Origin of the sequence: Qipengyuania sp. GPGPB31 (genome assembly GCF_038396345.1) — a bacterium.
In the GTDB taxonomy this organism is placed as follows: Bacteria; Pseudomonadota; Alphaproteobacteria; order Sphingomonadales; family Sphingomonadaceae; genus Qipengyuania; species Qipengyuania citrea.
This window is the reverse complement of record NZ_CP149572.1, coordinates 1,257,591-1,281,157: the sequence shown is the minus strand read 5'-3', so window position 1 is coordinate 1,281,157 and position 23,567 is coordinate 1,257,591. Positions and strand designations below refer to the sequence as shown.

General features: G+C 66.0%; 19 protein-coding genes. 8 read left to right on the top strand and 11 right to left on the bottom strand.

Annotated elements, in window-relative coordinates:
• Complete coding sequence (gene infA, locus WKH79_RS06565; RefSeq protein WP_047806247.1) at positions 1-246, bottom strand: translation initiation factor IF-1; 246 nt, start codon at positions 244-246, stop codon at positions 1-3.
• Positions 247-453: 207 nt separating this feature from the next.
• On the opposite strand from infA, the gene WKH79_RS06560 reads away from it, so the two are divergent.
• Complete coding sequence (locus WKH79_RS06560) at positions 454-2,838, top strand: TonB-dependent receptor (RefSeq protein WP_341859983.1); 2,385 nt, start codon at positions 454-456, stop codon at positions 2,836-2,838.
• Positions 2,729-3,397, top strand: coding sequence for a hypothetical protein (locus WKH79_RS06555; RefSeq protein WP_341859982.1), 669 nt, complete (start codon positions 2,729-2,731; stop codon positions 3,395-3,397). The genes WKH79_RS06560 and WKH79_RS06555 overlap by 110 nt, the downstream gene beginning before the upstream one ends.
• A gap of 29 nt (positions 3,398-3,426) precedes the next feature.
• On the opposite strand, the gene WKH79_RS06550 is transcribed toward WKH79_RS06555, so the two are convergent.
• Both WKH79_RS06550 and WKH79_RS06545 read right to left on the bottom strand, forming a co-directional pair.
• Positions 3,427-4,599: an NAD(P)/FAD-dependent oxidoreductase gene (locus tag WKH79_RS06550; protein ID WP_341859981.1), complete on the bottom strand. Its 1,173-nt coding sequence runs from the start codon at positions 4,597-4,599 to the stop codon at positions 3,427-3,429.
• Positions 4,600-5,883 carry an APC family permease gene (locus WKH79_RS06545; RefSeq protein WP_341859980.1) on the bottom strand — a complete coding sequence of 428 codons (1,284 nt, stop codon included), beginning with the start codon at positions 5,881-5,883 and terminating at the stop codon, positions 4,600-4,602.
• A 64-nt stretch (positions 5,884-5,947) separates the two neighbouring features.
• Between WKH79_RS06545 and uvrC the strand changes: the two genes are divergently transcribed.
• Positions 5,948-7,912 (top strand): excinuclease ABC subunit UvrC, encoded by a 1,965-nt coding sequence (gene uvrC / locus WKH79_RS06540; RefSeq protein WP_341859979.1) that lies wholly within the window; start codon positions 5,948-5,950, stop codon positions 7,910-7,912.
• Between the two features lie 37 nt (positions 7,913-7,949).
• On the opposite strand, the gene WKH79_RS06535 is transcribed toward uvrC, so the two are convergent.
• A complete protein-coding gene (locus WKH79_RS06535) occupies positions 7,950-8,228 on the bottom strand; it encodes a hypothetical protein (protein WP_341859978.1) in 279 nt (92 codons plus the stop codon).
• A gap of 137 nt (positions 8,229-8,365) precedes the next feature.
• Between WKH79_RS06535 and WKH79_RS06530 the strand changes: the two genes are divergently transcribed.
• The 3 genes from WKH79_RS06530 to WKH79_RS06520 all read left to right on the top strand — a co-directional run bounded on the left by WKH79_RS06530 (position 8,366) and on the right by WKH79_RS06520 (position 10,239).
• Complete coding sequence (locus tag WKH79_RS06530) at positions 8,366-8,650, top strand: GIY-YIG nuclease family protein (protein WP_341859977.1); 285 nt, start codon at positions 8,366-8,368, stop codon at positions 8,648-8,650.
• A 121-nt stretch (positions 8,651-8,771) separates the two neighbouring features.
• On the top strand, positions 8,772-9,263 hold the full coding sequence (locus WKH79_RS06525) for a hypothetical protein (protein WP_341859976.1): 492 nt from the start codon (positions 8,772-8,774) through the stop codon (positions 9,261-9,263).
• 157 nt (positions 9,264-9,420) lie between these two features.
• On the top strand, positions 9,421-10,239 hold the full coding sequence (locus WKH79_RS06520) for a universal stress protein (protein WP_341859975.1): 819 nt from the start codon (positions 9,421-9,423) through the stop codon (positions 10,237-10,239).
• A gap of 19 nt (positions 10,240-10,258) precedes the next feature.
• On the opposite strand, the gene WKH79_RS06515 is transcribed toward WKH79_RS06520, so the two are convergent.
• Positions 10,259-12,118 (bottom strand): DEAD/DEAH box helicase, encoded by a 1,860-nt coding sequence (locus WKH79_RS06515; protein ID WP_341859974.1) that lies wholly within the window; start codon positions 12,116-12,118, stop codon positions 10,259-10,261.
• 271 nt (positions 12,119-12,389) lie between these two features.
• Here WKH79_RS06515 and WKH79_RS06510 point away from each other — a divergent pair, with 271 nt between their 5' ends.
• Together WKH79_RS06510 and WKH79_RS06505 are read left to right on the top strand one after the other, a co-directional pair.
• Positions 12,390-15,221: a TonB-dependent receptor gene (locus WKH79_RS06510; RefSeq protein WP_341859973.1), complete on the top strand. Its 2,832-nt coding sequence runs from the start codon at positions 12,390-12,392 to the stop codon at positions 15,219-15,221.
• The gene (locus tag WKH79_RS06505; protein WP_341859972.1) at positions 15,221-16,240 is read left to right on the top strand and encodes a phytase; all 1,020 of its coding nucleotides are present in this window, start codon (positions 15,221-15,223) and stop codon (positions 16,238-16,240) included. Before WKH79_RS06510 ends, WKH79_RS06505 begins: the two co-directional genes overlap by 1 nt.
• A gap of 24 nt (positions 16,241-16,264) precedes the next feature.
• Here the strand turns inward: WKH79_RS06505 and WKH79_RS06500 are convergent, their stop codons facing one another.
• The 6 genes from WKH79_RS06500 to WKH79_RS06475 all read right to left on the bottom strand — a co-directional run bounded on the left by WKH79_RS06500 (position 16,265) and on the right by WKH79_RS06475 (position 23,555).
• Complete coding sequence (locus tag WKH79_RS06500) at positions 16,265-17,578, bottom strand: PepSY-associated TM helix domain-containing protein (RefSeq protein WP_341859971.1); 1,314 nt, start codon at positions 17,576-17,578, stop codon at positions 16,265-16,267.
• Positions 17,578-18,156, bottom strand: a complete 579-nt coding sequence (locus WKH79_RS06495; RefSeq protein ID WP_050599365.1) for a hypothetical protein — start codon at positions 18,154-18,156, stop codon at positions 17,578-17,580. Before WKH79_RS06495 ends, WKH79_RS06500 begins: the two co-directional genes overlap by 1 nt.
• Positions 18,156-20,270, bottom strand: coding sequence for a TonB-dependent siderophore receptor (locus WKH79_RS06490; RefSeq protein WP_341859970.1), 2,115 nt, complete (start codon positions 20,268-20,270; stop codon positions 18,156-18,158). Before WKH79_RS06490 ends, WKH79_RS06495 begins: the two co-directional genes overlap by 1 nt.
• A 272-nt stretch (positions 20,271-20,542) precedes the next feature.
• On the bottom strand, positions 20,543-21,472 hold the full coding sequence (locus WKH79_RS06485; RefSeq protein WP_160767203.1) for an acyl-CoA thioesterase domain-containing protein: 930 nt from the start codon (positions 21,470-21,472) through the stop codon (positions 20,543-20,545).
• Between the two features lie 32 nt (positions 21,473-21,504).
• A complete protein-coding gene (locus tag WKH79_RS06480; protein WP_341859969.1) occupies positions 21,505-22,530 on the bottom strand; it encodes a hypothetical protein in 1,026 nt (341 codons plus the stop codon).
• On the bottom strand, positions 22,527-23,555 hold the full coding sequence (locus tag WKH79_RS06475) for a GNAT family N-acetyltransferase (protein WP_341859968.1): 1,029 nt from the start codon (positions 23,553-23,555) through the stop codon (positions 22,527-22,529). The genes WKH79_RS06480 and WKH79_RS06475 overlap by 4 nt, the downstream gene beginning before the upstream one ends.
• Positions 23,556-23,567: the final 12 nt, after the last annotated feature.

Sequence of the window (23,567 nt, the reverse complement as noted above, 5' to 3'; positions counted from 1 at the left end):
TTACTGTGGGCCGGGGCCGCCGCGACCGGGCATGAAGCGGTAGGTGATGCGCGCCTTGGTCAGGTCGTAGGGCGTGAGTTCGCAGAGCACTTCGTCGCCCACCAGCACGCGGATACGGTTCTTGCGCATCTTGCCGGCCGTATGGCCGAGCACTTCATGGCCGTTCTCGAGCTCGACGCGGAACATCGCATTGGGCAGCAGTTCAACCACCTTGCCGCGCATTTCGAGAAGTTCTTCTTTCGCCATGTATTTCCTTGGATCGTGTCGTTGGACGATTTGTATCGCGCGCCCATAGCCTCAGTGGGTGAGAAAGGGAAGTGGCAGACGTTAATCGCGGTGCAAGTCTGCTGCGACACTTTGTTACGCAAGGATTGTTGCTCGCCCGCCTGAGCTGCTTCAGGACCGGGTGAGGGGGCGGACACGAGACCACGATTGAGGACCGCGAAACCTGCCATGCAATTTCTCACCTGCATATCCGCACTTGCGCTGACCATCGCCCTTGCCGCGCCGGGCCATGCCCAGGACGCGGCGCCCGACACCGGCCAGGGCGGCACCGGGGGCGAGGCGCTGCCCGAGAACGCGATCATCGTGACCGGCGAACGCATCCGCGGCGAAGTCGAAACCGAGGTTCCGCCGGTGGTCGAACTCGATGAAGACGATATCGCCGCTTATGGCGCGGATTCGCTGGCCGATCTGGTCGAACAGCTGGCGCCGCAGACCGGTTCGGCCAGCGGCCGTGGTAGCGGGCGTCCCGTGTTCCTCGTCAACGGTCGCCGTGTCTCGGGCTTTCGCGAATTCCGCCGCTATCCTCCCGAGGCGATCGTGAAGGTGCAGGTCTTCCCCGAGGAGGTCGCGCTGCAATATGGCTATCCCGCCGACCAGCGTGTGATCAACTTCATCCTGAAGGACAATTTTTCCAGCCGCGAGGTCGAACTCGAATACGGCCAGCCCACGCGCGGAGGCCGGTCGAACGGCGAGGTCGAATATTCGCAGCTGACCATCAATGGCGGAGACCGCCTGTTGTTCGGTGCCGAATTCAACAGCTCGTCGCTGCTGTCCGAGGCCGAGCGCGATATCATCCAGACCGCCAGCAACACGCCCACCGTCGCAGGCGATCCCGATCCGGCCGAGTTCCGCAGCCTCGCCTCCGACAGCGAGGGCATCGAACTCGAAACCACCTGGAACACCACCTTCGGCGAGGGCGCACGCGTGCCAAGCCTGTCGGTCAACGCCAATCTCGACCGCAGTTTCTCGCGCTCGCTCTCGGGTCTCGATACGGTCCTGCTGACCGATCCGGACGGGAATTCGCAGCTGCGCGCGATCGACGACGACCCGATCACGCGGCGGACCAGGTCGACCACCGCCTCGCTCGGCAGTTCGTTCAACGCCCCGATCGACGATTGGGATCTCGCGCTTACGGTGGATGCGACCCGCGGGTGGAACACCACGTGGACCGATCAGCGACGCGATACCGCCGCGCTCGTTGCGGCTGCCGCCGCGGGTGAAATCGACATTGCGGGCGATCTCGGTCCGCTGGCGGCCGGCGGTATCGAGCAGGCCGACAGCAGGACCTACACGCTCGACAGCCTCCTGACATTGACCGGGCGACCGATCCTCCTGTCCAGCGGCGAGGTGAACGTCACTGCGAAAGCAGGTTTCAACCTCGACGGGATCGACAGCGAGGACACGCGCAATCCCGGCGTCGAAACCTCGCTCGATCGCCGCGAATTGCTGGCGGGGCTCAACCTGGCCATCCCGCTCGCCAGCGCGCGTGAGGGCTTTCTCGCGCCGCTGGGCGAGCTGACGCTCGATCTCGGCGGCGGGGTCGAGGACCTGTCGGACTTCGGGCTGCTGACCAATTGGAACGCGGGGCTCAACTGGCGCCCATCCGACAGTCTCTCGCTGCAGGCCAGCTACAGCGTGCGCGAACAGGCTCCGGGGATCGCGCAGCTAGGCAATCCGCAGATCGTCGACCTGAACGTCCCGGTCTACGATTTTACGACCGGTGACACCGTGCTCGCCAATGTGGTCACGGGGGGCAATCCCGATCTGCTGGCGGAGACCCAGCGCGACATCAAGCTGGCGGCCTCTTACGATTTCGACCTGTTCGACCGGTCGAACTTCCGCGTCGAATATGTCCGCAACCGGTCGGACGACGTGACCGAAAGCTTCCCGCTGCTCACCCCCGCAATCGAGGCGGCATTCCCCGATCGGGTGACGCGCGAGAACGGCCAGCTGGTCGAGCTTGACCGGCGCGCAGTGACCTTTGCCGAGCGCGGCTCGTCGCGCATCCGGTATGGCTTCAATTTCTTCGGCCGCGTCGGCTCAGGAATCGGAGGGCGGCTCGCGCAGTGGGCGCGGCGGGATGATGGCGCGGATCGCGTCCGCAGCCGCAGGTTCGGGCGCACAAAGTCAGGGGCAGGGACAAGGGCCGGGAGGCGGGACCAGCGATCGCGCGCGCTTCCAGCAGCTGCGCGAACAGTTCTGCTCATCCGAGGGTCAGCCCGATATCTCGCAACTGCCCGAACGGATGCAGCAGCGCCTTCGCGGCGAGAATGGCGAGGTCGACCCGGAGCGTGTCGCACAGGCGCGCGAGCGGATTTGCAGCGCCGACGGGATGCAGGCCCGCGAAGAGATGGAGGCCGCGCGCATACGGCTGTGCACCGGCTGGAATCCGGCCGATCCCGCCGCCTCGACTCCGGTCGACCTCGCGGCTCTGCCGGAACGCGTGCGCGAGCGGCTGGCGGGCCCCGACGGCCAGGTCGATCCCGAGCGGCTCAACCAGCTTCGTGCGCGCGTCTGTGCAGCCCCCGGCGGCGAACGCGGTCCCGGCGGTGAGGGCAGCGACGCGGGCGAATCGCCGGCTGCGGGCGGTGAAACGCGCGGCGGCGGCGGGCGCGGTCGTGGCGGTGGTTCTGGTGGCCCCGGTGGCGGACAGGGACGCTGGAACCTTTCGGTCTATCACACGATCGAGCTGGAGAATTACGCGGTCATCGCCAACGGCATCCCGCAGCTCGACCTGCTGGGCGGCGATGCGCTCAGCGGCAGCGGTGTGAACCGGCACAATGTCACGATGGAAGGCGGGCTGTTCCACAACGGCCTCGGCGCGCGCCTGTCGGCCAACTACGCCAGCGGATCGCAGGTCGACAACCTCAGCTTCCACGACCTTGCGACCTTCGACTTGCGGTTGTTCATGAACCTCGAACAGCAGCAGTGGCTGGCGGGCGACAATCCCGGCTTCCTCAAGGGCGCACGGCTCTCGCTGCGAGTGGACAATCTGTTCGACGCGCAGCAGCGCGTGACCGACGAAACCGGCACGGTCCCCCTGAGCTACCAGCCGTGGCTGGTCGACCCGCTCGGCCGGACGTTCGAGATCGAGTTCCGGAAGGTCTTCTGATTGCCCGCGACGGGGGGCGGGCAATCCGGCTAGAGCGCTTCGCCCGCCGCCACGCCGCTGGCCCAGGCCCACTGGAAATTGTAGCCGCCCAGCCAGCCGGTGACATCGACGGCCTCCCCGATCGCGTAAAGGCCGGGCACGCGCTTGGCTTCCATCGTCTTGGAGGAGAGCTCGGCGGTGGCGATCCCGCCGACGGTGACCTCGGCCTTGGCGAAGCCCTCGGTCCCGTTGGGCTGGAACGTCCAGCGCTTCAGCCGTTCGCCCGCCCCGCGCAAGGCCTTGTCGGGCGCGTTGCCGAACTCGACCTCCAGCCCCAGCCGCTCGGCGAGGATATCGGCCAGCCGCGCGGGCAGGCGTTCGCGCAGCCATGCGCGCAGCGTCGATCTGGGCGCGGCGCGCTTGGCGTCGAGCAAGAAATCGCCGCTTTCGTCGGGCAGGAAATCGACGAACATCGGCTCGCCCGGACGCCAGTAGGAACTCGCCTGCAGGATCGCGGGTCCCGACAGTCCGCGGTGCGTGAACAGCGCCGCCTCGGCAAAGCGCGCCTTGCCCGCGCTGGTCACCACCGCTGCGGACACGCCCGAAATGTCGCGGAACAGCACTTCCTCGCCGCCCAGCGTCAGCGGCACCAGCGCCGGGCGCGGCTCGACCACCTTGAGGCCGAATTGCCGCGCGAGGTCATAGGCATAGCCGGTCGCGCCCATCTTGGGGATCGAGGGTCCGCCGGTGGCTATCACCAGCGAAGGCGCGCGAAACGTGCCCGATTGCGTGGTGACGGTGAACCCGCCGGCCTGTTCGACCGAGGCGATTTCCTCGCCGCAGCGCAGGTCTACCTCGCCCTTCGCGCATTCCTCCAGCAGCATGGCAACGATCTGCTTGGCCGACCCGTCGCAGAACAGCTGGCCGAGCGTCTTTTCGTGCCAGGCGATGCCATGGCTTTCGACCAGGGCGAGGAAATCGCGCGCGGTGTAGCGCGCCAGCGCCGATTTGGCGAAATGCGGATTGGCCGACAGGTAATTGGCCGGACCCGCACCGATATTGGTGAAATTGCAGCGTCCGCCGCCCGAGATCAGGATTTTCTTGCCCGGCGTCGCCGCGCGTTCGAGCAGCAGCACGCGCCGCCCGCGCTGCCCCGCACGCGCCGCACACATCAGCCCCGCCGCGCCGGCGCCCAGGACGATCGCATCGAAATCCTCGGCCATCTATGCCTCGTCGAGCGGATACTCGGGCTTCTGGCGCGCCGCGATGAAATAGAGCAGCGTGCCCACCACCAGCAGCCCGCCGAACACCAGCCACGACTGCGTCTGCGCCTGCGCGGCGATGAACAGCGAGCTGGCCACCGCGAAGACCACGCAGAACAGGTGCAGCGGGTCGATCCGCCCCTCGCGGTGTTCGAGCACGGGCAGCGCGCAGCTGGTCACGACATAGGTCACCAGCCGCACCAGCGTGCCCGCGATCGCCAGCACTTCGAAGCCTTCCCACAGGCCGAACAGCATTGCCGCCACGCCGTAGAACAGGATCGCGTTGAACGGGGTAAGGAAGCGCGGGTGGACATATTCGAACCACCGCGGAAGCATGCCGCGCTCGGCCATTCCGTACATCAGCCGCGGCTGCGCCACGCCGCTGGCGAAATTGTTCGCGCCGATGCTGAAGCTGGCCGCGACGACGATCGCGAGCGACCCGATCTGCCCCATCGAGGCGCCTGCCACGCCCGCCAGCGCATTGTCCTCGCCCGCGAATTGGGGGCCGATCGCGATGAAGGCCCAGATGATCGCCATGTAGAGCAGCGTCACCCCGCTCACCATGGTCACGATCGACAGCGGCACGTCGCGCTTGGGATGCTTGAACTCGCCCGCCGCCTCGACCACGCCCTCGAAGCCGATGAAGGCATAGAAGGTCAGCAGGATGACCGTCTCGACCTCGCTGAACTGCGGCAGCGTCACCGCGCCCATCTCGCCGCCCGCGAAGAAGGCCGAGAGGATCAGCGCGCCCAGCGGCAGCAGCTTGATCGCGGTCATCACCCCCAGCGCGCCGACCGAGGCGCGCATGCCGTAGAGATTGATCGCGGTGATCAGCGCCAGCCCCACCGCCACCGCGACGGGCGAGGCGACGGGTCCCGCCAGCCCGGGGAACAGCGCGGCGAGATAGGCGACCATCACATGCATGTTGGCCGCCGCGGTCACGATCGCGCTGGCATAGCGCGCCCAGCCGGCCTGGAAGCCGACGAAGCGCCCGAAGGCGGCCTCGCCATAAAGCACCGATCCGCCGCTATGCTCGAACCGGGTGGCCATCCAAGCATAGCACAGCGCCAGCGGCAGGAAGAGGATGCCGCCGACCAGCATCATCCACGGGGCGAAATTGCCCACTGCCGCCACCAGCACGGCGGGCAGCGCGAAAATTCCTGCGCCAACCATCCCGTTGAGCGGGAACAGCGAGGTCCCCCAGAAGCCGACCGTGCGCGGCGGTGCAATTTTGGTTGGGTCCATCGCCCGGGGGATGGCGGCAAAACCGGCTTTGCACAAGCCGATGCGGCGCACTATCTCCGATCGCATGTCGCGCACAAAAGCCGGTTCCCCGCATGATCCGAGAGGCAAGGAGCGGTTCCACGAGGACCGCGCCACCAAGACCGTGGCCGGTGCGCAGCCCGATCTCGAAGCGGGCATCACCGCGATCCGCGAGACGGTAAAGACGCTCAAGCCGCGCCCGGGCGTCTACCGGATGCTCGATGCGCGCGGCGACGTGCTCTATGTCGGCAAGGCGCGCAGCCTCAAGGCGCGGGTCGCCAATTACACGCAGATCAAGGGCCTCACCAACCGCATCCAGCGGATGATCAGCCAGTGCCGCGCGATGGAAATCGTGGTCACCAATTCGGAGGCCGAGGCGCTGCTGCTCGAAGCGCAGCTGATCAAGCGCTATCGCCCGCCGTTCAACGTGCTGCTGCGCGACGACAAGAGCTTTCCCTTCATCCTGCTGCGCGCCGACCACGCCTTCCCGCGCATCACCAAGCATCGCGGCGCGCGCAAGGCCAAGGGCAATTACTACGGCCCCTTCGCCAGCGCGGGCAGCGTCAACAAGACGCTCAACGCGCTGCAGAAACTGTTCCTGCTGCGCAGCTGCACCGACAGTTTCTTCAACAATCGCGACCGGCCCTGCCTGCTCTACCAGATCAAGCGCTGCAGCGCGCCCTGCGTCGGCCGGATCGACGAGCCGGGGTACGAGAAACTGGTGCGCGAGGCGAAGGACTTCCTCGGCGGCAAGTCGAGCGCGGTACAGCAGGATCTGGAAAAACAGATGGCGAAGGCGGCGGAGGAGCTCGATTTCGAGACCGCCGCGATCCTGCGCGACCGGCTGCGCGCTGCGACCTTCATCCAGGGCAGCCAGGCGATCAACGCGCAGGGCGTGGGCGATGCCGATGTCTTCGCGCTCGCCGCCAAGGGCGGGCAGGTGGGCGTGCAGGCTTTCTTCATCCGCGGCGGGCAGAACTGGGGCCACCGCACCTTCTACCCGCGCAATACGGGCGAGCTCGAGAAGGAAGAGGTGCTGTCCGACGTATTGCTGCAATTCTACGAGGAAGTGCCGCCGCCGCGCACCATCCTCGTCGACCGCGCCTTGCCCGAACAGGACCTCGTGGCCGAGGCGCTGTGCGAGAAGGCCGGGCACGGCGTGGCGATCTCGATCCCGCAGCGCGGTACGCGGCGCAAGCTGATGCAGCAGGCGAGCCGCAATGCGGTCGAGGCGCTCGAGCGGCGGCTGGCCGAAACCGGGACCAAGGCGAAGGTCCTGCGCGAGCTCACCGAATTCCTCGAACTGGAAGAGGTCCCGCAGCGGATCGAGGTCTACGACAACAGCCATATCCAGGGCGACAAGGCGCTGGGCGCAATGGTCGTCGCCAGCCCGGAAGGTTTCGAGAAGGGCCAGTACCGCAAGTTCAACATCAGGACCGCGCAGACGAATGACGATTTCGCCATGATGCGTGAAGTGATGGAACGCCGCTTCCGCAAGCTGGCCGAAGCGGGCCGCGATCTCGACGCGCGCACCGAGGGCAAGGGGCACGAGGCGATCTGGCCCGATCTGGTGCTGATCGATGGCGGGAAGGGGCAGATGTCGAGCGTGCGCGACACGCTGGAGGAAATGGGGATCGAGGACGTCCCGCTGATCGCCATCGCCAAGGGCCCGCATCACGGGCGCGAGGGGCGCGAGGTGTTCCATTTTCCCGACGGGCGCGAAAAGACGCTGCCGGTCAATTCGCCGCTGCTGTTCTATCTCCAGACGCTGCGTGACGAAGTCCACCGCTACGCCATCGGCGCCCACCGCGCCAAACGCAGCCGCGCGATCACCGCCTCACCACTCGACGAGATCCCGGGTATCGGCCCCTCGCGCAAACGCGCGCTGCTGCTGCATTTCGGCACCGCGGGGAAGGTGAGGGCCGCGGCGCTGGACGATTTGAAACGCGCGCCGGGGATCAGCGCAGGCGTCGCGCAGCAGGTGTATGATTTCTACCACGCGGGCGGGTAAGATGGATGGCCGTTAGCGACCTGATACCGCCACCGGCTCACGTAATTTGTGAATGCAGCGTGCATTCTTTAACGGCGGCATAGAACGATACTGGCTCATCTTCTTCCGTGTGCCACATTAGATCATCGTCTGTGAAGTTGCCGAGCTGCAGAACCAAATCGTCAATCGTCTCGACCCAACGGTCGCCATTAGCGACATGCTGCCCCTGAGCGTTTCGCAAATCGAGCTTCCAGCCGCCGGGTATTTCCCTGTAAAAAGTGATGATGGTCTGGGACCCATTGTCACCTACTTGCGCTGTAAATGTCCGTGTCCCCATCACCCATCACCTATCTGTTTCGCCAGCGATGGGATGACTCAAAGCGTCGCCCACTGCAACGTCCGCTTCCCATCCCAACTCAGTCATCCCAGCGAAAGCTGGGATCGCTCGCCGCACGCTGCTAGCTTTCGGGGCGCATGAGTGGATGGGTCTACATCATGAGCAACCGCAAGGACGGCGTCGTCTATATCGGCGTGACCGCCGACCTCTCTCGGCGGATCGTTCAGCATCGGGAGGGGAAGGGCTCCGCCTTCTGTCGCCGGTACGGGCTGACGCGGCTTGTCTATGCCGAAGAGCATGACAGCATCGAGGACGCGATCGCGCGCGAGAAGGCGATGAAGGCGTGGAAGCGTGCGTGGAAGATCGAGCTGATCGAGGGTGTGAACCCTGCGTGGGACGATCTGTTCGACGTGGTGCTTTGATTGCGGCCGATCCCAGCTTTCGCTGGGATGACGAAGTGGGCTGGGATGACGAAGTGGGCTGGGCTGACGCCGTGGTGGCAGGGCTTTCCTACACACCCTGTCCCGTGCCTTATCCTCTCGAATGAAGCACTACCCACCGCGCTCCGCGCGTCCGCGCAGGCCCTCCATTACTATCCCGCCGTTCCACGCCGTCCCGCTGCGTCATCGCGCCGATGGATGGACGCCCGTGCGGCAGGCGGAGTTCATCGGTCACCTTGCCGCGACGCGTTCGGTCGCGGCGGCGGCGCGCGGCGTTTCGATGGCGCGCGAGACGGCCTATCGCCTACGTGCGCGGCCCGGGGCGCAAGGCTTTGCGGCGGCGTGGGACGTGGCGCTGGGGTCGGTGCGTTCGGAGGCGGGGCGGGCGCGGCTCGAGGCGGCGCTGGAGGCCGCGCGCGCGGCGAGGCAGGCCGATCGGAAGGTCACGATCCCCGAGCTCGAATGGCGGGTGGCGAGCGGTATCTGGCAGGTCATGCTGCGCGGCGGGCGCTATGTCGGCGTGGTCCGCAAGCCCGATGAAACCGCGCTTCTCGCGTTGCTCTCGCGCACGCGGGCGGCCGCGGGGCGGGCATGAGCGGCAGCGAAGGTCACGCTTTTCGGGCGCGCGTTTCGCGGTCCATGAATGCGCGCGAATTGATCTCGATCAAGGAGCGTTGCCGGACCGTTGCTATACTGGTGGCATCAAGCGGGGACTCGGCCCCCCGGCCGGACCGCAAGCTGGGAGACGATCAATGAAAACGATCCTGTTCAACGCCGCCGATGACGAGGCTTTTACCGGCCGGCTCGATGCCGCGCTCGATCTGGCGCGACAGTTCGATGCGCATCTCACGCTGCTGCACGCCATGCCCTATGAAGCCGCGGCGACCATCGACTTCCACGGCGCCGCCTTCGCCGCCATGGTCCCCGTCTGGCGCGAGGAAGCCGCGAAGCTACGCGAGCGGACGCTGACCGACCTCGCGAACGAGGGCGTGTCGTGGAACTGGGTCGAATCCGCCGGCCCGGTCGCGCTCGCGATGCTGCGCGAATCCTCGCTCAGCGATCTCATCGTGATCAGCGCGCGCGATGCGCATACCGCCAAGGGCACGCCGTCCTTCACCGCGGGCGAGCTGGCGCTGACCGCCGATTGCCCCGTGCTGGTCCTGCCCGAAACCTACACCCGCTTCGAAACCGGTGCCCCCGCACTGGTTGCGTGGGACGGATCGGCCGAGGCGTCGCATGCGCTCAAGGCGGCGCTGCCGCTGCTGCGCGAAGCGGGGGCGGTCTATCTCGCCACGGTCGGCGAAACGGGCAAGTCGGCCGATGCGCTCGACCTGCCGCCGGTGAAGGGGGCGGACTACCTCTCGCGGCACGGGATCGCCTGCGAGATGGTCGAGCTCGAATGCGGCGACAAGGATGTCGCGGCGACGCTGCTGGGCGCGGCGGAAGCGCGCAAGGCGGGGCTGATCGTGATGGGCGCCTATGGCCGCACGCGGCTGACCGAACGGATCTTCGGCGGGGCGACACGCCGGATGCTGTCCGACGTGCGCATTCCCCTGCTGATGACCAATTGAACCCCGGCGGGTCCGCGGGTCAGTCGCCGCGCGGACCTGCGGGTTTGCCCTTGCCTTTCGGCTTGCCCTTGAACTTGGGCTTTCCGGCAAAGGGCTTGCCGCCCGCGCCCGCGCCCTTGCCTGCGCCGGGTTTGCCGGTGCCGGGCTTGCCCTTCTTGAAGGGCGGCTTGCCCCCGGGCTTGCGGTGGGGGCCGCGGCCGGCGGGGCGGGGATCGACCCGGCCGCCGCCATCGGCGTGCTTGCGGCGGTTCTCGCGGGCCTCGATGCGGGGGCCGTCGGGGGCCTCCTCGATCATGATCTCGTCCTGCTCGTCCTCGGGCGAGGCGGTGCGGGTGACGGTCTCGGCAACCTTGGCGGCGATCGGGCGCGGGACCTGGAACCAGCTCTCGTGCTGGCCGATGCGGATCGCGCCGATCTCGTTGCGGGTGATGTGCCCACGGCGGCAGATCAGCGGCAGCAGCCAGCGCGGTTCGGCGTTCTGGCGGCGGCCGATGCTCATGCGGAACCACACCACGTCCTCGAAGCCGGGACGGTGGCGTTCGGCCTTCGCCCGGTCGCGCGCCTCGGGGGTGTTGGCGATCAGCTCCTCGGGTGCGGGCATCTCGGCGCGCAGCGTCTGGACCAGCGCGGTGGCGATGTCCTCGGGCGACATCTTCGCCATCAGCTGGGCGCCAAGCTCGCGTTCGTATTCGTCGAACTCGCGCGGTTCGGTCAGCCGCTCGATCAGCCGCGTGCGGTCCTTCGCGCGGATCGCCTCGGGGGTCGGTGCATCGAGCCATTCGGCCTCGATCTGCGCCCCGCGCAGCATGCCTTCGACGCGGCGGCGGCGGTTGTACGGCACCACCAGCGCGGCGGTGCCCTTCTTGCCCGCCCGGCCGGTGCGGCCCGAACGGTGCTGCAACGTCTCGGCATCGCGCGGGATCTCGACATGAATCACCAAGCTGAGCGTGGGCAGGTCGATCCCGCGCGCGGCGACATCGGTGGCCACGCAGACCCGCGCGCGCCGGTCGCGCAGCGCCTGCAGCGCCTGGTTGCGCTCGCTCTGCGAATGCTCGCCCGACAGCGCGACGACGCCGAAGCCGCGGTTCTGCAGCGTGGCATGCAGGCGGCGCACGCTTTCGCGCGTGGCGCAGAAACAGATCGCGGTTTCCGCCTCGTGGAAGCGCAGCAGGTTGACCACCGCGTTCTCGATCTCCGACGGGCCGACGGTGACTGCCTGATAGGCGATGTCGCCATGCCCGCGCGTTTCGCCGGCAAGCGACAGGCGCAGTGCGTTGCGCTGGTAGCGTTCGGCCAGCCGTTCGATCGGGCGCGGCATGGTGGCGGAGAACAGCAGCGTGCGGCGCGTATCGGGAGTCGCATCGAGGATTTCCTCGAGATCTTCGCGGAACCCCATGTCGAGCATCTCGTCGGCTTCGTCGAGCACCACGCCGACCAGGCCCGACAGGTCGAGCGCGCCGCGCTCGAGATGGTCGCGCAGGCGGCCGGGCGTCCCGACGACGATCGCCGGACCGGCGCGCAGTGCACGGCGTTCCTTGCTGGCATCCATCCCGCCGACGCAGGTAGCGATGCGTAGTCCGGCGCCCGCATAGAGCCAGCCGAGTTCGCGGCTGACCTGTAGCGCGAGCTCGCGCGTCGGCGCGATCACCAGTGCCAGCGGCTTCTCCGACAGGGGCGTGCCGCCAACCGCGTCGAGCAGTTCGGGAGCAAGCGCCAGGCCGAAGGCCACGGTCTTGCCGCTCCCGGTTTGCGCGGAAACAATCATGTCGCGGCCGTGCGCTTCGGGTTCGGTCACGGCCTGCTGGACGGGGGTAAGCGCGTCGTAGCCACGGGCGCTCAAAGCCTCGCCGATAACCGGCGGGAGGTTGGAAAGGGGCATGGTATTCTTTCGGTTGCGCGTATGCACGGGCGGGGGGTGCCCGGCTGGTCGCGGCGCGGGCACTGCCCGCAGTCGGAGGCGCCCCTACACACAATTGGAGCGTTTGGCCCGCACTTTCTTGCGCAGGCCAAAATAGCGCGCGGCACGCCCCTCGCGCTTTGTGACGCAACCGCGTCAGCGCACGCGCAATTGTCCGCAAACCGACGCGATGCGGAAATATCGCAGTCAAACTGCGCGCCTAGGCGGCTCTCAACGATAGCGGAGGGCAATAATGAGAATCAGGAATACGCTTCTTGCCGGGGCTGCCATTGCGGCGCTGGCACTTCCCGGCATGGCGCAGGCCGGCGATCTTGCCGGCACCGTATCCGATGCCACCGACACCATCGCGCTGCGCAGCGCGCAGGTGCGCATTGTCGAGATCGACCGCGTGACCGCGACCGAGCGCGATGGCTCGTTCCTCTTCGCAGACGTTCCGGCGGGCGATTACACGCTCGAAATCAGCTATGTCGGGGCGGAAACGGTCAGGCGCGTGATTACCGTCCCGGCCACCGGCACGGTGCGCGCAGAGATCGCGATGACCGGCTTTGGCGACGACGAGATCCTGGTCGTCGGCCAGGTCGCGAACCTTTCGAGCGCCCTGTCGCGCAAGAAGGAAGCTGATGGCGTGTCCGACGTGCTGACACGCGACGCGATCGGCCAGTTTCCCGATCAGAACGTCGCCGAAAGCCTGCGCCGCCTGCCCGGCATCAATGTCCTCAACGACCAGGGCGAGGGCCGTTTCGTATCGGTCCGCGGCCTGTCGCCCGATCTCGTCTCGTCATCGCTCAACGGCGTACGCCTGCCGTCTCCGGAGGCCGATATTCGCGCGGTCGCGCTCGACGTCGTATCTTCGGACATCATCGAATCGATCGAAGTGAAGAAATCGCTCACGCCCGATATGGATGCCGACACGATCGGCGCGTCGGTCGAGATCGAGACCACCAGCGCGTTCGACCGTAAGACGCGTCTGCTGACCGCCAAGGTCGAAGGCAGCTATAACGATTACGCCGATGAGATAAGCCCCAAGGGCACCCTGGATTTCGCCACCCGGATCGGTGAAAATTTCGGCATTTCGGGCGGCGTCAGCTATTACCGCCGCACCTTCGAAACCGACAATATCGAAGCCGACGGGTGGGAGGAGGACGACGGCGTCATCTATGCCGAGGATCTCGAATACCGCGACTACGATGTCGAACGCGAACGTATCAGTGCGACGCTCGGCCTCGACCTTCGCGCGGGCGAGAGCACCGAACTGTATGCCCGCGGCGTCTACAGCCAGTTCGACGACCAGGAGAGCCGCCGGCGCCTGATCTTCGATCTCGGCGATGCGATCGTTACGGGCGCAGGCAGCACGGTCGGTTACAGCGACACCGATCCCGACCCCGACGAGGACGCGGCGATTACCGTCGAGCGCGACGTCAAGGACCGCTTCGAATCGCAGAAGATCCGTTCGCTCGTTTTCGGCGGCGAAAGCGATTGGGGTGATTGGTTCGCCAATTATTCGGCGAGCTGGGCAAAATCGAGCGAGCGGGAGAACGGCAGCCTCGATCCCATCGCATTCGAACGCGAATATGAGGAAGAAGGGTTCGGCGTCGCTCTCGACTTCGCCAATCCGCGCATCCCGCTCTACAGCGTCACCGATCCGACGGGCGATTTCACCGACCCCGGTGCCTATGCGCTGAACGATATCGAATTCGTCGCGCTGTCGGATGCGCAGGACGAGGAATGGGCCGCCAAGTTCGACCTGGGACGCCGCTTCGCGGCTGACAATGGCGAGTTCACCGTACAGGTGGGTTTCAAGGGCCGCTGGCGCGACAAGACTTATGACGCGAACGTCGAGTTCTACGAAAACGACGCCATGACGCTGAACGACGCGCTGGGCGAAGGACAGACCTATCGCCTGACCGGGATCGGGCCGGTTGCAGGTTTCACCGAAGGGTCCAACTTCTTCCGCGCCAATTTCGGCGATTTCGAATTGCAGGAAATCGACAGCGCATTCGACAGCGCGGTCGAGGATTTTGCAGTCGCTGAAGACATCATGGCCGGCTATTTGCTCGGCCGCTGGGAAAGCACGGACCTGCGCGTGGTCTATGGCCTGCGCTACGAGCACACGGACAACACGCTGGTGGGCAACAGCGTCCTGCTGGTCGAAGAAGACGGGACACTGCCCGACGGGTCGATCGCGGCTGATGACACGGTCCTCGTGTCATCAGCCGCGATCGACAAGAATTACGATCACTGGCTGCCCAGCCTCAACCTGCGGTACGAACCGCAAACCGATCTGGTGCTGCGCGCCGGCTTCTACCGTTCGATCGTGCGGCCATCGCCGTTCCAGCAGGCACCCCATTTCGCCGTCGAGGAAGCCGACGACGGCGAACGCAGCGGTGAATTCGGCAACCCCGCGCTGCTGCCTACCGAAGCCTGGAATTTCGACGCTGCGGCAGAGTATTACATGAGCGCGACCGGCGCGCTGCATGCGTCGGTCTTCTACAAAAGCCTCGACAATTTCATCGTCGATGTGAACACAGATGTCGCGGGCAGCTTCCGCGGTATCGCCTTCGACGAAGCGACGATCGCCCGGAATGGGGACGAAGCGGACATCTTCGGTATCGAGCTGGGCTTTTCGCAGGCTTTTACCGGCACGCTCGACGGCTTCGTGGTGCAGGCGAACTACACCTTCACCGATGCCGATGGCACGGTGACCACGCTGGCCAGCGAGGGACCGCGATCGATCCCGCTGCCTGCGACGGCGAAACACACCGCCAATTTCTCAGTCGGATACGACAAGGGCCCGATCGATATCCGGCTGTCGGGCACATACCGCGACAAGTATCTCGACGAGCTGTCCGACACGAGCGATCTCGATCGCTATGTCGACGACCATTTCCAGCTCGACCTGTCGGCCAAGTACCGCGTGACCGATTCCGTTCAGCTGTTCTACGAATGGGTGAACATCAACAATGCCAAGTACTTCGCCTACAATAGGTTCGGCGGCGGGCGTAACCTGTATCAATATGAAGAGTACAATTGGACCATGAAGGGCGGCGTGAGGGTGACTTTCTGATGCGCAGGGATTTTCGTATATTCGCACTTGCCGGGATCGGCCTGACCGCAGCTTGCGCCACCGTACCCGCGCCGGGCGACCCCGCCGTGCCGGTTTACGCGGTGGCGGAAACCCAGCCGGTGGTGACAGCCAATGAAGATGCGGCGGACGACCCGGCGATCTGGCGCAACGCCGCTGCGCCCGCCGACAGTCTGATCGTTGCGACCGACAAGAAAGCGGGGCTCTATGTCTATGATCTCGGCGGCCAGCCGAAGAGCTTCACTGCCCATGCGGCGCTGAACAATGTCGATCTGGTCGACATGGGGGACCAGGGCATCGTCGTCTTCGCCAGCGACCGCAGCGATCTGGCACAGGCGCGGATCGCACTGTTCCGGCTGGACACGGCCAGCGGATCGCTTGTCGAACTGGGCAGCGTCACGTCCGGACCTGGCGAGGCCTACGGCATCTGCGGGACCCGGCGCGGCGACCGGCTGATCGTCTATACCGCGCCCAAGGGCGGCCGGATCGGCGAATGGGAAATCACGCTGAGCGATACCCCGACCGCGCGCGAACTGCGCACGATGCAGGTTCCTTCGCAGCCCGAAGGCTGCGCCGTCGATCACCGCGATGGCACGCTTTATATCGGCGAGGAAGCGGCCGGGATCTGGCGCTTCCGCAGCGGTGCGACGGCGGGCGAACTCGTCGCCGCGGTCGATGGGCGCAAGATCGTGGCCGATCTCGAAGGTCTTGCCCTGGTTCCGGAGGGCGATGAGGGCGGCTGGCTTTATGCCTCGAGCCAGGGCGACAACACCTACATGCGTTACGCGCTGCCGGATGTGACCCCCGCGGGCCGCTTCCGTATCGCCGCAGGGCAATATGGCAGTACCGAGGAAACCGACGGGATCGAGGCGCAGCGCGGTGACTTCGGCCCGAACTTCCCCGGCGGGCTGTTCATCGCGCAGGACGGCGTGAACGACGGCCGGGCGCAGAACTTCAAACTGGTGCCGCTTGGCGCGATCGAGAAAGCGCTGGGCGACTGATACCGGCGACGCGGTCCGGGCCGGTTACTCAGCGGGAGCGAGCGCCGGTCCGGACGCGGCCTCGCGGTCGCGCCGCAAACGCAACAGCGCGACCGCCACGGTCAGTGCCAGCGTGCCCCAGAACAGTGCGACAAAAGGTGCGCCATTACCGATCAGCAGGCGGGCAAGCAGCGTGGTCACCAGCGCTATCGGCACACCGCTGACGAAGCCCGACCAGACCGCTCTCGTGCGCGGGGCGGGGCGGCCCTGGCGGGCCCGCTTGTTAAGCCAGATGAAGGTCCCGGTGGCCACCACCGCGGTCAGCGCGAGTCCGAAGGCGATATAGGCGATCTTGACCGGCAACCCGCCGTAATTGCCGAAGTGCAGATTGTAGGTCGAGGCGGCCAGTTGCTGCCCGATCGACCCATCGGCGAGGCCGGTGGTTCCGTGGAATTCGCCGTCCGGACCGTAAGCGTAATACTCGCCAAAAATCAGCCGGCGCGGATGCTCGCCCACGATCTGGATGTGCTGGCCGGCTGTGCGCGGATCATGCAGGATGACGTAATAGGGCTCCACCTCGGGATAGGCTCGCGCCATATGCGCCAGCGCCGGGCGCGCGTCGGCGACCGGAGCGCTGGCGGGGTCCTGCGGGGCTTCCTCGCCGAAAATGGGGGCCAGCGCTGCCTCGCTGTCGCCGTCATAGGCGGTTTCGGCCACAATGCCGCCGGAGACGTAGAACAGGCCGATCATGGCGCCGGTGAGCGATATGGCAAGGGCAAAGGGGAGGGTCCACACGGCCAGCCGATTGTGCCAGTCGACTGTGGCGACCGCGTCGCGGCGCCGCGCGCGCAGGCGGAAGGCATCGCGGAAGATGCGCGGGTGGGCGACGATACCCGAGATCGACAGCGCGACGATCATCGCGCCGAATGCACCCACCAGCGTCATTCCGTAAATCGCGGGGAGGTTGAGCCGGTAGTGCAGCGCCAGCAGGAATTCAGACCAGGCGTTCTCCTCTGGCATCACGATGGTGCCGTCGGCATCGACATGGAATGCCTGCGTATCGGTGGTGATCGTCGTCCGCGGCAGCGCGTCGGTCGGCATGTGCACGAAGAGGTGGGTGGTGGTTGCGCGATCGTTTTCGACCGACAGCACGTTCTCGATCCCGCGCTGGACCGCCGCAGGTTCGATCGCGGTCATTTCGGGTGCATCGCGCTGCTCGAACCGCTGCCATTCCTCGTACAGCACAATCGCCGTGCCGGTCGCGCAGATCAGGTACAGCAGCGCGCAGCACACGAGGCCGAGCGCGGTGTGGGCGGCAAGGCCCTTGCGGACGGTTTCCTTGGCAAATCCCAGGCTCATCAAAATCCCCCCACAAGAACGGCCAGCGCCAGCGCCGCTATCGCAACCGCGCTGGTGAGTAGCAATTGCTTCCCGCGGGTTTGGGTGATCAGCAGGACAAAAGCCAGTATCGGCCATACCAGCGGCACCAGCCCGAGAACGGCGACATTGCCATTCGCTTCACCCGCGCCTGCCGCGATCAGCGCCAGACGCGCCGCAAGTGCGAACAGGACCGACACGACGAGCGCCAATGGCCCGGCGATCGCAAAGGTCGCCAGTGCCTGCCCGATCCGCGTGCCGCCGACGCCGTTCAACGCTTCGGTTTCACGCAGCGGCCGCGCGGGTCGCTGGCGGCGCGGGTGTTCGAACACCGCTTTCGCGAGGATCGCTATCGCAGTCCCGACCGCGAACAGCGACGTGACCGCGATCCCCCAGGCGCCCGCCACGGCCCCGCCGATGACGACGCCGATGGCCAGCGCAGCCCAGCCCAGGGCGTTGAGCCCTGCAGCCCGGCCGGGCCGGCCCCAAGACATTCGCAGCAAGGCGATACCCATCACCGCCAGCGCACCCGCCAGCCAGATAAGCTCCGGGCTGACCATCAGAAGTTGAACGCCAGCGAGCCGTTGATCGACCGGCGTTCGCCGGGGAAGCAGTCGCCGCGCACGAGGCAGACCGAGAAATAGTCCTCGTCGGTGACATTGCGGGCGGTCACGCGCAGTTCGAAGGGCCCGAAATCATAGCCCGCCGAAAGATCACCGACCGTACGGCCGTCGACGCGGTAGGTCAGCAGATTCCCGTCGAGGGCCGAAATGCCGCTGCTTTCGTTGCCGCCGACATAGCGCACGCCGCCGCCGAAGCTGAAGCCGTCGAGCGCGCCAGCGAAATCATACAGGGCGAAGAGCGAGGCCTGCCAGTCCGAAATCGACGAGAGCGGCAGGCCGTTGGGGTCTTCGGCATCGAGGTAGCTGGCATTCGCGTCGAGCCGCAGTCCGCCCAGCAGCGCGTTGGCCTCGAACTCGACACCGCGGACCTTCGATACGCCTTCCTGCTGGCTGTTGGCGCCAAACAGCGAATTGGGGTTCGGCAGGTTGGAAATTTCGATGTCGAATGCCGCCACCGTAACCAGCGCATTGACGCCGCGCGGCTGCCATTTGATCCCCACCTCATACTGGCGACCTTCCTGCGGCTTGAGCTGCTGGTTGGTTATCGTGTCGATGCCCACAACCGGCTGGAAGCTCTCGGCATAGCTGGCATAGGGCGAAATGCCTGCCGGGCCGCGATACAATACGCCAAAGCTGACACTGGTCGCATCATCTTCCTGCGTTGTACCGTTCTCGACCGCATTGGTCACTTCGTCGAAACGGATGCCCGCCGTGGCTACGAGATTGCCCAGCGTCATCGTGTCGGAGATGTAATAGCCCGTCGTATCGATGAAGTTGCGCGGGCCATTGCCCTGTGCCTGCCGCACTTCGTCCACGCTAAGCATGTTCTGGTACTGCGGATCGAAGGCATTGAGGACACCCCCGTTGAAGATGTAGGCGGTGTCGCTGTCGGTGAAGACATCCTGATACTGGACGCCGGCGAGAAGTTCGTGCTCGATCGGCCCGGTGTCGAATTCGCCGCGCAGGCGCACGTCGAAGGCCATCTGTTCGCTGCGGTTGTCGGCGAGGTAATAGGTCCACAGCCCGTTTCCATCGGCGTCCAGCCGCGGCACTCCGTTGCCCGCGAAGGCGATCCACGCCTGCCGGTATTCGGCATCCGAACGCATGTAGCGGCCGATGCCTTCGAGCGAGAATGCCTGGTTCAGCTCCTGTTCGACGATCAGCGACAGCGCGAAGCTCTGCGTGTCGTACGCGTTGAAGCCCGGGGCCCCGTGGTAGACATAGGGATCGATTTCCTGCCCGCCGGGTGCGGGCAGAAGTGTGCCGGTGACCGGCAGGAACTGGTGCGCGGTGTCCGATTCCTGATCCGAGTAATTGGCCAGGATGGTGATTTCGGTGCCGGAAGCAGGACGCGCGGTGAAGGACGGCGCGAGGACGAGTTTGTTGTCCGAGACTTCCTCGATCTGCGAATCGGCATCGCGGTATAGCCCGACGAAACGGAACTGGGCTTCGTCCTCCGCGCCGGGGATCGCGACATTGATATCGGTCGCGATCTGCTTGCGATCGAAGCTGCCGTAATCGACGCGCAGCTGACCTTCGCTTTCGCCATGCGGGCGCTTGGTCACCACATTGAGAATGCCGCCAGGCGCGCCCGCGCCATAGAGCACCGAGGCCGGGCCCTTAAGCACCTCGACCTGTTCGAGCGTGTAAAGGTCCTGCCGCGTGTTGTTGTAGAAACCGAACAGATACTGGAGGTTGTCGCGATACTCCGGTGCATCGAGGCCGCGAACCTGGACGAAATCGCCGCGGGTGGAAAAGCCGAACGGTTCCGCCGTGACGCCAGCCGTATAGGTCAGCGCATCGTCGAGCGATTGCGCGCCCTTGATGACGAAGTCCTGCTGCGTTTCGATCGAGATCGAGCGCGCGACTTCCACGATGGGAGTATCCGACTTGATCGCGCCGAATTCGCTCAGCGTCCCGGTCACCACGATGGCGCTGGCATCCGCCTGGGCGGTCTCATTGTCCGTGTCGGCCTGCGCGTCCTGGGCAAAAGCGGGGGCGGCCAGCGTAAGTGCGAGCGTGGCAGTGGTGGTGGCCAGAATAGCCTTCATCGACGAATCCCTTGTTCTGAATGTTTGTTCGGCGCGCTGGTAATGAGAGTCACTCGCATTAGCAAGGCCAGTCTGGATATGCGCGGTCATCTGCCCGCCAGAGGGCCCGCGATGGCCGGTTCGTGTGCGCGTGCGCACACGTGCGACCGAAACCCCGATCGCTTGGTCGGATTTGGGGCAGGGTAGCGCCATGCGCCGCCGGAATTGCCCGTTCAGCGGTTCGTCGCAAATGGGGAAAATGCAGGGCCGCGTTCAGGCCCTGCTGGGCCGGCTCAGCTGTCGCGCGGGACGCGTTTGCGCATCATGCCTTCCTGCGCAACGCTGGCGACCAGTTCGCCCTGCCGGTTGAAAATGCGCCCGCGGTTGAAGCCGCGGCCCCCGCCGCTCCATGGCGCATCGGTGGCATAGAGCAGCCATTCGTCGGCGCGCGCGGGCCGATGGAACCAGATCGCGTGGTCGAGGCTGGCCCCCACCAGTTCGCCGCGCATCCACGACAGGCCATGCGGTAGCGCGCTGGTGCCCAGCAACGTGTAATCGCTGGCATAGGCGATTACCGCGCGGTGCAGCGCGGGATTGTCTTCGATCGCGGGCAGCGGCGCGACGGTGCGGAACCAGCTGTGCGCGCGTGGCTCGCGCGGTTCGCTGTTCATCCAGTGCAGCCGGTCGACCGTGCGCATTTCGATCGGCCGGGGGCGCAGCACCAAATTGCGCTGCTGCTCGCTCATGCGTTCGCCCATGCGTTCGACCATCTGGCGCCGCATTTCCATGTCGCCGCGCAGGTCCTCGGGCGGTTCCACTTCGGGCATGGTTACATCGTCGTGCGACAGGCCGTCTTCGGGGCGCTGGAAGCTGGCGGTCAGGTTCAGGATCGGGCGTTTGTCCTCGCCTTTCTCCTGCTGGCTGGCGACCACCCGCCGGTTGGCGAAACTGCGGCCATCGAAATCGCGCGCGATGTCGTAGGAGATATCGAGCCCTTCCTTGCCACCGCGCAGGAAATAGGCATGCAGCGAATGCGCTTCGAGGCCCTCGGGCGCCGTCGCCTGCGCCGCTTGCAATGCCTGCGCGATGACCTGCCCGCCAAAGACGCGGCCCACCCCATTGGGCTGCTTCAGGCCGCTGAAAGCGTCATCCCCTTCGCGTGTGACGGACAGCAGGCTGACGAAGCCTGCGACGAGTTCTTCCGGTGTCTTTTCAATGCTCACGGGTGCCGGTTTGCGGGTGCTTTACGTTTGCGTCAAGCACTGCACGTACGTGATTGCCGAAAAGCGTACATCGCGAGGCCGATGCTCATAAACAGTTCGCGGTATTCGGAGCTGTCGAAGACCATCAGCTTGGTGGGACCGAGTGCGAGCATGGTAAGCTGGCCCACGCCGACCCAGATCGCGAGCGCGCTCCACAAGAGCGTCTCCCGCGGGGTGGCGCTGCTGCGCGCGAAGGCCACGCAGACGGCCAGCCCGGTCCAGAAGGCGGCTTGCACGGGCAGCAGCGTCCAATGGCTGTAGGTGAAGACCAGCATAGGCGCAGACACGGCGGCAACGGTGCGGTCGGGCAGGAACGGCGCCACAACGCGCACGATGGGCCAACGCGCCACATCGCTTTCGCGAAGCAGCGGCAGCAATAGGAGAAAAACACCGGTGCCCGAATACAGCGCCAGTTCGGTAATATCGGTATGGAAATTGTGCAGGTTGAATTCACCCTGCCAATTGCGCGCGGCGATCGCTTCGGGCGTGGCGAAGCCGATCTGTCGCTGGAACCAGCTGACTTCTTCGAGAGCCATCAGCGCGAAGAGTGCGGCAAAGCCGAGGCCGACCACCATCGGAACCCAGCGCTGGCCATGCGCGGGTTGCCGCCGGGTACGATCCCGCAGCCGCCATCCCATCAGGCCCGCCGCGCCGAACAGCAGCACGGCGGAAAGCCATTCGATCGTGCTGTCCTCGGCCCCGATCTGCGCAAAGGCACCGGGGCTTGCGGCAAGCAGGGCGATCGCTGCGAGCGAAAGCAGCGCGACCGCGAAGACGAGCGCTCCCGCGCGCACGCTCACCTGCTCGCGGCGAACCTGCGATTGCGCCAGGGCTGCAACCAGCAGGAAACTCAGCACGGCTATTCCCGCGGTGCGCATCCAGTGCCAGCCATCGTGGATTGGCGCTTCCTCGCGGGCGAAATGCCAGCCGAGCACGATTTGTTCGTACGCCGCGACCGCGATCATGAAACCGCACCAGAGCAGCGCGCTGAGGATGACGGGGGATCGGAGCGTGATCAAGCCGCGCGCTCCCACCACGGTGACAGCAAGCGTGCCAGAAGGGCATTGCGGACGAACAGCAGGTCGACCAGATGCGCGCCGGGCTGGGCGCCCATCTCGCTCTTGTACCCGGCATCGCCGGCACCCCAGCTGATGCGCCGCACGCCGCGCTCGCCCGCCCGCGCAAAATCCTCATACAGCAGGACGCGGCCGGCACCGAACTGGTTGAAGCGCTGGTCGTAATTGTTGGCGATGTAATAGCGCACCGGTCCGGCCTCGATCCCGAAGGTGAACGCGGCGGGTGTGTCCCCGATCCACATCAGGCTTCCGAATAGCATGGCTGCCAGCACCGGGTCGGTGCAGATATCCTCCCAATAGCGCCGCATCTCGGGGTCGCGAAACTTGGTGTCCCCGCCATCGGCAAGCGTCCCGAGCCAGCTCTCCGCTTCGATCTGAGCCAATGCGTCGCGCTGCCGCGCAGTCCAGTCGCTTCCGCTAAAGAATTCGACCGAGACCGCGCCGCCTTCTTCCTCCAGCCTCCGCTTGCGCCAGCGGTTCTTGCGCTGCGTCTTGGTCGACGGCCAGGCGCCGTCCTGCCGCAAGGCTGCGAGATCGATCTCGAACACCTGGCCTAGCGGACGCGCAAGCGCGTGCCACCCGGCCTGGCGCAGCGCCAGGCGTAGCCGCTTGAGTTCGGGATCGCCGGCTTCCACCGGGCCGAGCCGCCAGATCGAGCCAAGCCGATTGCGCTGCCGGCCGAGCGCGTCGGCGAGAACCGCCTCGTCGATGCCCGAGGCTAGCGGAACTCCGCGGAAGGGCCAGTAGCTCCCGGCAATCTCGCGCAGCCGGAAAGGGCCGCGGCGGCGCATGGCCAGTCCTAATGCAGCAAGCGCCATGCCCTCTTCGCCGCGTAGCACGATGCGGTCGGGCGGGGCGGGAGAGGCATCGAACCACCGGCTGCGCAGGAACGCCCGCTGCTGCGGACCATCCTGCGCCAGCGCGTCAAACTGCGCTGCGTCATCGCCGTGCTGCTGGTCGCTTGTCATGCTCTCGAGGGG